The sequence below is a fragment of the Clostridium sp. D33t1_170424_F3 genome, from assembly GCF_015667585.1.
Classification (GTDB): Bacteria; Bacillota; Clostridia; order Oscillospirales; family Acutalibacteraceae; genus Anaeromassilibacillus.
Map to the genome: position 1 here is coordinate 180,166 of NZ_JADPEG010000003.1, position 9,825 is coordinate 189,990.

Here is a 9,825-nt window from a genome sequence, read left to right on the forward strand (position 1 = left end):
GATTTCCAATAAAAGTAAACAGAATTCAACCTCCCATTTATAACAATATTTCCAAGGCAACAGTTCATATTTTTGCAGTTCACCCCTTGCTATATACCATTTTTTAACAGTAACAATTTTTATACATATATATTTTCTACAATTTTAGCAAGGATTGTTAGTACAAAAATAGCGATTATTGATTTTTGGGTCTGTTCAACATTATACTATATTCACTCCAATATTCAAGCCAATTATCGCATGAATTGGTTGAGAACGTTTCTCCGTTTACTTTTTGGCCTTTCCCGTCGGGAACTGTCGAAGGGAAAACGGACCCGCAAAATCGATAAAGAAAGGAGGAAAGAAATCACCGCTTCTTATATTCAGTAAGCAGGTATTTCGCAGCAGAAAAACCAGAAAAGAAGGAGAATAGAAATGAAAAGGCTAAGCAAATCGATTGTGTCATTGGCACTCGCAAGCTCCATGCTGGCCAGCATGTGCGTCACCACCGCCTTTGCAGCCAGCCCGGACGACACCGTCTCCGAGCGTGAGATCCAAAACGCAGCGCTTGCCCGTAAGGTCGGCGCGCAAGGTATGGTCCTGTTGGAAAACAAGAATGCGGCGCTTCCCATTAAAGAGAGCGGCAAAATCGCCCTGTTCGGCGGCGGTGCATATGGCACTGTCAAGGGCGGCACCGGTTCCGGCGACGTCAACCAGCGTTATGTTGTCAATGTATGGGACGGCCTGAAGAATGCAGGCTATGAGATCACCTCCAACAGCTGGCTGGATGCGTTTAAAGAGTATTATGATGAGAATCATACCTCCGGCGGCATGTGGGGTTCCAAACCGGTTCCGGATACGGAAGTAACGGATGAGGACATCACCTCCGCGTCTTCCGCGGATACCGCAATCTATGTGATTGCCCGTAATTCCGGCGAAGGCTCCGACCGTAAAGCGGAAAAGGGCGACTATTATCTGACCGATATTGAGTATTCCAACCTGGAAAAGCTGGGCAAAAACTTTGAAAAGGTTATTGTTGTTTTGAATGTCGGCGGAATTGTCGACACCAAGTTCTTTAATGAGATCGAAGGCCTCGATTCCATGCTGTTGATGAGCCAAGCCGGTATGGAAGGCGGCAACGCCGTCACCGATGTGCTCACCGGAAAGGTCACCCCGTCCGGCAAACTGACGGATACCTGGGCGGTCGATTATATGGACTACCCGTCTTCTGAAACCTTCAGCAGCAACGATAATAATGTCAAATACGAAGAGTATGAGGATGGCATCTATGTCGGTTACCGTTATTTTGATACGTTCAATGTAACGCCGGCGTATGAGTTTGGCTATGGTTCCTCCTATACCACCTTTGATACCAAGATCAACTTTGTGGAAGCGGACGCCACGACCGTGACCGTCAATGCGACCATTAAGAATACCGGCGATACATATTCCGGCAAGGAAGTCTTTGAAGTGTACTTCTCCGCGCCGGACGGCAAGCTGGAAAAGCCGTATCAGGAACTGGCGGGCTTTGCGAAGACTGACGAGCTGGCCCCGGGCGCGTCTCAGGACCTGACCGTTTCCTTCCCGCTGACCGAAATGTCCTCCTATGACGAAGAGAGCGCTTCTTATATCATGGAAGCCGGCGATTATGTCATCCGCGGCGGTAATTCCTCCCGCAACACACATGTGGGTGGCGTTATCCGCATCGGCGAGACAAAGACCACCGAACAGCTCAGCAGCCAGTTGGGCCTGCCGGAAGGCAGAGAGCTGAACGAGATCAGCAAAGCGGACGCAACACCGTACAGCTATGAAGGCGAAGCAGCGGAAATCGCAGCCGCTAAGGTATTTAACATTGCGGCGGCGGACATCGCCTTTGAGAACAATACTTCCCCGTACGACGACGAAAAGGTTGTTACCTACCGCGTCGAAGGTGAAGAGAAGGAAGACTCTAACTTTAATGGCAGCCATCCGGTCGAAGAAGTAACCGTAGACGCGCTCCCGGATGCCAACCTGAAAGACGTCTATGACGGAAAGATCAGCATGGAAGAGTTCGTTGCTCAGATGAGCGTCGAGCAGTTGGCAGACCTTGCAGAAGGCATCGGCTGGGGAACCGGCGGCCAACCAATCATCGGCTCTCAGTCCGACTCCGTGCCTGGCGCGGCTGGCGAGACCACAAAAACCCTGCTGGACAGCATGGGGATTCCGAACATTGTCCTGGCAGACGGCCCGGCCGGTGTCCGCATCTCCCAGAGCTTTGACGGACAGGACGCCGTAACAGGCGAAACTCAGAAATATTACCAGTTCTGCACCGCATGGCCGATCGGCACCCTGCTGGCACAGACCTGGGACAAAGACCTGATCGAAGCGATCGGCGACGGTTTCGGTACCGAAATGCAGGAAATGGGCGTCACTCTGCTGCTCGCCCCCGGCATGAACATCCACCGCAACCCGCTGTGCGGCCGTAACTTCGAGTATTATTCCGAGGATCCGCTGGTCGCCGGTATGTCCGCGGCAGCGCTCACCCTTGGCGTGCAGTCCAACCAGGGCGTTGGCGTAACCCTCAAGCACTATGCGGCCAACAACCAGGAAAACAACCGCAACGCGGTTGACACCTTTGTCAGCGAGCGCGCACTGCGCGAAATTTACCTCAAGGGCTTTGAAATGGCAGTCAAAAACGCACAGCCCATGTCCATCATGACCTCCTACAACCTCATCAACAGCGTGCCGGCGGCGGACAGCTATGACCTGTGCACCGACTTTGCGCGCGGCGAGTGGGGCTTCCAGGGCGTCATCATGACAGACTGGGGCGGCGGACAGTCCGATCCTGGAAAGTCCATGCACGCGGGCAACGACCTGATTATGCCTGGCGGCTCCGCAGCTACCATTGTTGCGGCGGCGACCAAGGTTCCCGCTCAGTATAATGAAGATGGCTCAATCTATGTTCAGAAGTCCGAGTGGTGGGGACAGACCATTGAAACAGAGATGTGGAACGATTTTGTTCCGGTTCCTTATGCGGACGGCGAATCCTGCAGCTTCGTGGCCAACTGCCCGGAGACCAAGTATAAGCACACCCACGTCTATGTAGAGCCGGACGAGAACGGCCTTGCCAGATATCCCGGCACCTTCAAGATTGAGTATGAAGGCTCCTACAAAGAAGATTACATCACCAAGGGCGATATCCAGAAGAGCGCCATGAACGTTCTGAACATCGTCATGCAGTCCAACAACATGGGCAGCGTACACGGTGTGGAAATCGGCAATTACAGCGAGCAGTTTGACGACCTCAAGGATTACATCACCGTTGAGAAGTCCAAAATCTCCGGCGTCGGCAGCTACACCATCACCAAGATGGATGAAGCAAACGGCGGCTACTACCTCGTGGAAAACGACGGCGGCGCAACCCTGGGCATGATGAATATCGATATGCTCATCACCGATAAGGGCTATGCCTTTAAGGACCTGAACGGCAACGGCAAGCTGGACGTTTACGAAGACTGGCGTCTGGATACCGAAACCCGTGCGCAGAGCCTGGCGGAAATGATGGTCAACGACGGCGAAGAGGGCATCGCGGCAATCGCCGGCCTGATGCTGTACAGCAGCCATCAGGCAGTCAACAGCGAGAATCTTACGGCGGCACAGGAAACTTTCCTGAAGGAAGACAATGTGCGCCATGTATTGGTAACAACCCTTAAAACACCGGAAATTGCTGCAAAGTGGAACAACAACGCGCAGGCGTTTGTAGAAGGCCTCGGCTACGGCATCCCGGTCAACAACAGTTCCGACCCGCGCCACGGCGCGAGTGGCAAATCCGATGTGGAATACACGGCGGGCCAGGGCGGCATCATCTCCCTGTGGCCGGATTCCATCGGCCTCGCGGCAACCTTTGATCCGAGCATCGTTGAGACCTTCGGCGACATCGCTTCTCAGGAATATCGTGCGCTGGGCATCGCGACCGCGCTGTCCCCGCAGATCGACCTGGCAACCGAGCCCCGCTGGAGCCGTGTAAGCGGTACCTTCGGTGAGAACAGCGACCTGGATACCGACATGGCGCGCGCTTATGTCGACGGCTTCCAGACCACCTACGATTCCGAAAATCCGTGGGGCGCGCACAGCGTCAACGCGATGGTCAAACACTGGCCGTCCGGCGGACCGGAAGAGGGCGGACGCGACGGACACTACGGCTATGGCAAATACGCCGTGTATCCGGGCAACAACCTCAAGGAACAGATTAAACCCTTCGTGGAAGGTGCGTTCAACCTGAACAACGGCACGGAATACGCGACAGCGGTTATGCCGTACTACACCATTTCCTACAACCAGGCGCCCGACGGCACCAATGTTGGTAACTCTTACAACAAATACATCATCACTGACCTGCTCCGTGAGAAGTACGGCTATGACGGCGTTGTCTGCACAGACTGGATGATCACCGCGGACAGCACCAGCGACGCTGTGTTCCAGGGCAAGTGCTGGGGCGTGGAAGACCTGACGGTCGATGAGCGTCACTATATGGCACTGCAGGCTGGCGTTGACCAGTTCGGCGGCAACAACGACAAGATGCCTGTTCTCGCAGCCTATGACATGTGGGTTGAGAACTTTGGCAAAGAAGCGGCAGACCAGCGCTTTGAAGATTCCGCAAGAAGACTCCTGCGCAACGTCTTCAACCCGGGCCTGTTTGAGAATCCGTACCTCGATCCGTCCGAATCCACTGAAATCGTCGGCAACGAAGACTTCATGGAAGAAGGCTACAACGCACAGGTAAAATCCGTAGTCATGCTGAAGAATGCGGACAATACGATCGTATCGGCAGCGGACGACAAGAAAGAAACCGTTTACCTGCCCTATGAGCTCAACAACAAGGGCGAAAAAGTTTATTGCATGAGCAAGGACATCGTTTCCAAGTACTACAACGTCACCGATAATCCGGACGAAGCGGACTTTGCAATCGTCGGCATGAGCGCGCCGAAGGGCGGCTCCGGCTACAGCACGGCTGATCTGAAAGCCGGCGGAAACGGCTATCTGCCGATTTCCCTGCAGTACGGCGAGTACACCGCGGACACCGCGAGAGCACAGAGCATCGCATCGGATCCGGGCGCAGAGTTTATCAACTCTACCACCGGCGAAGTTGTCTATGTGGATAACGTCGAGAATCGTTCCTACAAGGGCAAGACCGTCACAGCCTCCAACGGCTCTGAGCTCGTAAGACTCCAGAACGCCAAGGAAGCCATGGGCGACAAACCCGTTATCGTTTACATGAAGCTTTCCAACCCGATGGTATGGTCCGAAGTGGAGCCGCTCGCAGACGCGATCGTTCTGGGCTACGGCATCCAGGATCAGGCCGCCATGGAAATTATTTCCGGTACAACCGAGCCCTCCGGCCTCCTGCCGATGCAGCAGCCGAAGAACATGGAAACCGTTGAAGCGCAGTACGAAGACGTTCCGCAGGATATGGAATGCTATGTAGACGCCAACGGCAACACCTATGACTTTGCATACGGCCTCAACTGGAACGGCCAGATTTATGACGACCGCACCGAGAAGTACGCGGATGTCAGCAGCGCGGAACCGTCCGAGCATATGCTCACCGTCCGTTACGTCGGCAAGGTCGACCTCTCCATCGACGGAGAAGAGCAGGTTATCGCAAACCTGATCGGCGCTTATAAAGACGTCGTGATGGCGGGCGAAGAGCTCGAACTCACCTTTGCGCCTCGCGTAGAGGGCAGAGAGATCGTCCTGGTCAACGGCAAACCCGTTGAACTGAACGAGGATGGAACCTATACCTACACCTTTACCATGCCGAATGCAGTGGCAAACGTAAGCCTGAACTTTACGGTCGTCGACCGTCAGATCCTGCGCAGCGTGGTAGCGACGGCTCAGGAACTGCAGAAGGGCAGCGAGTACGAAGCGGCGGTACAGGTTGTCAAGGATCAGTTCGACAAGGCGCTTACGGCTGCGGAGAAGGTTCTCGCAGACCCGAAGGCAACGCAGAAGGACATTGACAAAGCCTGGGCGGATATGATCAACGCCATCCACTACCTGAGCTTCGCGGAAGGCGACAAGACCATTCTGGATGAACTGTTTGCTTCCTATGAGCTCCTGAATCCGGACGACTACACCGCGGACAGCTGGGCCGCCGCAGAGGCAGCCTATGAAGCGGCGATGGAAGTCTATGGCGACGACAACGTACTGGCAGCCGACGTCGAGAAGGCGTACGACGACCTGTACAAGGCGATGACAGACCTTCTGGAAAACCGCAAGGCGGACTTTGAGAGCCTGATCAATGTAATCAACACGGCCAAGGAGATCAAAGACAACCTCGATAAGTACTATGACACCGGCAAAGAAGCGTTCCTGACCGCTCTGGAAGAAGCGGAAGCGCTCGTCGATACCGACGCAACCCAGTCCGCGGTCGATGCGGCAGCGGAAAAACTGGAGAAAGCCATGCACGTCCTCCGCCTCATCCCGAATACCTCCGCTCTGGAAGACGTGATCGAAGCGATGAAGAACGCGGATACCTCCAACAGCAGCGCGGCGGCAATCGCAAAACTGCAGTCCACGCTGAAAGAAGCGGAAGCAGCCCTGGCAAGCGGAACGCTGGATCAGGCGGGCGTCGATAAGCTGGCCGCGGCGGGCAGAACCGCGCTGAACGGCCTGGGCGATCTGAACAAACCCTCCACCTCCGGCGGCAGCAAGTCCTCCGGCAGCACAGCCTCCAGCGGAAACGCATACGGCAGCGCGGGCACCGCAATCGTCGGCGCGGCGACAACCGCACAGGCGGCTGCAAGCGTGGTTTCCGATACGACCGTCAACTTCACCCTGAAGAGAGGCAGCGCATACTGCTTCAAGATGACCGTCATGGGTGGCAGTAACCTCACGCCGAGCTTCACCGTCGGCAACGGCGATGTGCTCAAGACCCAGTTTGCAGCAAAGATCGGCAACGATTATTACTACAGAGTCTGGGCGACCGGCGCACCGGGAACCAGCACAGGCGTGTACACCACCCTGGCAGGCCAGAACGCCGTCAAGCACTGCACTGTGACAATTGGCTGAGAGAACGATACGCTGGCCGATTGAGAGGATCGCCTCTTTGATGAATAGGGCTTGAAAATGCCCTGTTTTAAGAAAAGCTTCTACTGAAAATCGCCGCAGGCGCGGAAGACGCTGTGCGTCCAGCCGCGGGCCTGCGCCCCGGAAACAGCGGCCAACCCCACGGCAGGGCGGTTTCCGGGGGAACGTACACACTCCATTTCTCCATTTAACAGCGGGACCGGGCGGGAACACCGCCTGCGATCCCCCGAAAAGCTGAGCAAGCCCGCGGCTCGCCAAATGCGTGCCGTGGGCTTTTGCTTTACAACCGGGCGGTTTTGCAGATGTCCGGCAAAAGCTTTTGCTTACGCCGGGCGCACCGCGCCGGAATGATTCTACAGGACGGGCCGCGTACGCGCTCACCCTGCGGGAGGTGAATATAAAAATGAACGAAGCACTTCATGTATCCAGTATTAATCAGGAAAAGACGCAGGTTCACAACCGCGCTCTGGTGCTCAGCCTGCTGCGGCAGGAGGGCGTGTGCTCCCGTGCGACGCTGGCCCGTCTCTCCGGCCTGAAACAGGCCACGATCACCAATATCGCGGGCGAACTGCTGGAGTGCGGCGCCATTCTGGAAACCGGTTTGATTTCCGGGGAAAAGGGCCGCCGGTCCATTGGCGTCACACTCAACGACGAAAAGTATAAGGTGATTGGCGTCCGCATGACCCGCAAAGCGTTCTTTGTCAGCCTGGTCGGCCTGTCCGGCAAGCTGTATGGCGTGCGGGAATACGGCATCGGAATGCGCGAGGGCGTGCGGCCCGTGATCTCCCGCATCCGCACCGCCATGCAGGCGGTAATCCGGGAAAACCCGCAGACGGAACTGCTGGCCGCCTGTGTGGCGATGCCCGGCCCCTACCGGGAGGACCTGGACCGTTTGCTGTTTGTCACCGAGCTGGAGGGCTGGCAGAATTTCCCCTTGCGCGCGGCGCTCTCCGAAGGGTTCCCCATGCCGCTTTATGTGTTGAACGACGCCAACGCAAGCGCCTATGCCCAGCTTTGGTACCGCTGCCAGGAGCCTTGCGTGCAGAATATGATCTATATCCTCGCGGGCCAGGGCATCGGCTGCGGTATGATCTCTGACGGCAAGCTGGTGATCGGCCAGCGGGGCATCGCCGGGGAGTTCGGGCACAACAGCATCAAATACGACGGTCCCCGATGCGAGTGCGGCAACCGCGGCTGCCTGGAAAAGTACTGCTCCATGACCGCCCTGCGGGAGGGAATCGCACAGCTTCTGCGTGCGGGAAAACCGTCCTTCCTCACGACGGAGGACCTGTCGGGCCGGGCGATTGCCGCCGCTATCCGTTCGGGCGACCACACCGCGTCCGAGTCCTACCGTCAAATCTGCGACCTGCTGGCCACCGGCATTGTCAGCCTGGTCAATCAGCTTAACCCCGGGCTGATTGTCATTGGCGACGAGCTGGCGGAGCTTTGCCCGGAGATGCTTCTGGATATTGTAAAGCAGAAGGTTCAGCGCAGCGTGAACCCGCTGATTTACAGCGATCTGTCGATCGAGATGAACCATCTTCCGGAGAGCCCCTCCCTGTTGGGCGCCGGTGCGTACGCGGTCCAGCAGATTCTCTCCAATCCAACAATCTTAATGCAGGCGCCCGAGCCCTGCGGCGAACTGCTGCAGGCCGGGGCTGTATAACTTTTCTCTTCCTCCTTATCCCAATATTCCTACTATAAAAAGAAACGCCGCGCCGGATTTTGTCCGGTGGGGCGTTTCTTCGTTCTTTAGCGGGAACTGTATAAATCTTTCCCATAATTTCGTCTATTTTATACTGTAATAAAAATATGTAATTGCGATTAAATGTTTAATAAAATTTGTTAATTATCTATAATATTAAAATGAAAAAAGAAAAAGAAAGGAGGACGCATATTTTTATCGGGGATTTGAGTTAAAGGAAAGGGAGATCGCAAAATGAGTAAGAAAAAGAGTGTGTGTCAAAAAACACTGGCGCTGGCCGTTACGCTGTGTATGGTTTTATCCATGTTTGTACAGACCGCGGCTATGGCGGCGGCTCCGACGGACGTTTTGGTTACCGGAGGGCTGCAGGCCGTCACGCCAACGACGGCCAACCTGACAGAAGAGGGGAACCTGGACTGGGTGCATTTTAATAAGAGCGACAGCGAAGGGTTTCAGAATTATGCGAGAAAGGATATTCCCAACGCGTTGATTACCAGTGTGGCCACATTGGGAAGGCCGAGCAATGTAGCGGAAGACACGACCACCAATTTTGTCTATTCCGACGCGATAGGGACGCCGGAATCCCTGGCCGACAACCGAAAAGGCACTATTTTGAGAGGCGAGGGGAACGGCGTGACGTTCTGCGTCCCGGGGAGCCTCGACGGCAAACGGCTGAACCTGTATATAGGAAGCTGGGCGGCGGATTTGACTGTGGAAGTAACTGTCAATGGTACGCTCCAATACACGGTGACAACCGGGCAGCCGAACCCCTCCGGAGGGGCAAAATGGGAACTGCTGTGCTTGGAGTACCGGACGAACAGCCCCGCCGATGAAGTGAAGGTCAAGTTGTATGCGCCGAAGGTATATGCGGAGGGCGGATGCGTCAATCTTTCCGCGGTAACATTGGGCGGCGATGCGGACGTTTTGGTTACCGGCGGGCTGCAGGCCGTCACGCCAACGACGGCCAACCTGACAGAAGAGGGGAACCTGGACTGGGTGCATTTTAATAAGAGCGACAGCGAAGGGTTTCAGAATTATGCGAGAAAGGATATTCCCAACGCGTTGATTACTAA

General features: G+C 55.5%; 3 protein-coding genes. All 3 read left to right on the forward strand.

All coding sequences use genetic code 11. The features are described 5' to 3' along the window. The first annotated feature begins 414 nt into the window (after nucleotides 1-414). Nucleotides 415-7,029: a glycoside hydrolase family 3 N-terminal domain-containing protein gene (locus tag I4V53_RS13945; RefSeq protein ID WP_286167006.1), complete on the forward strand. Its 6,615-nt coding sequence runs from the start codon at nucleotides 415-417 to the stop codon at nucleotides 7,027-7,029. 421 nt (nucleotides 7,030-7,450) lie between these two features. Further along, complete coding sequence (locus I4V53_RS03290; protein WP_195983964.1) at nucleotides 7,451-8,713, forward strand: ROK family transcriptional regulator; 1,263 nt, start codon at nucleotides 7,451-7,453, stop codon at nucleotides 8,711-8,713. Nucleotides 8,714-8,986: 273 nt separating this feature from the next. Next, nucleotides 8,987-9,825 (forward strand): hypothetical protein (locus I4V53_RS03295; RefSeq protein WP_195983965.1); only part of this gene is annotated, 839 nt, incomplete at its 3' end.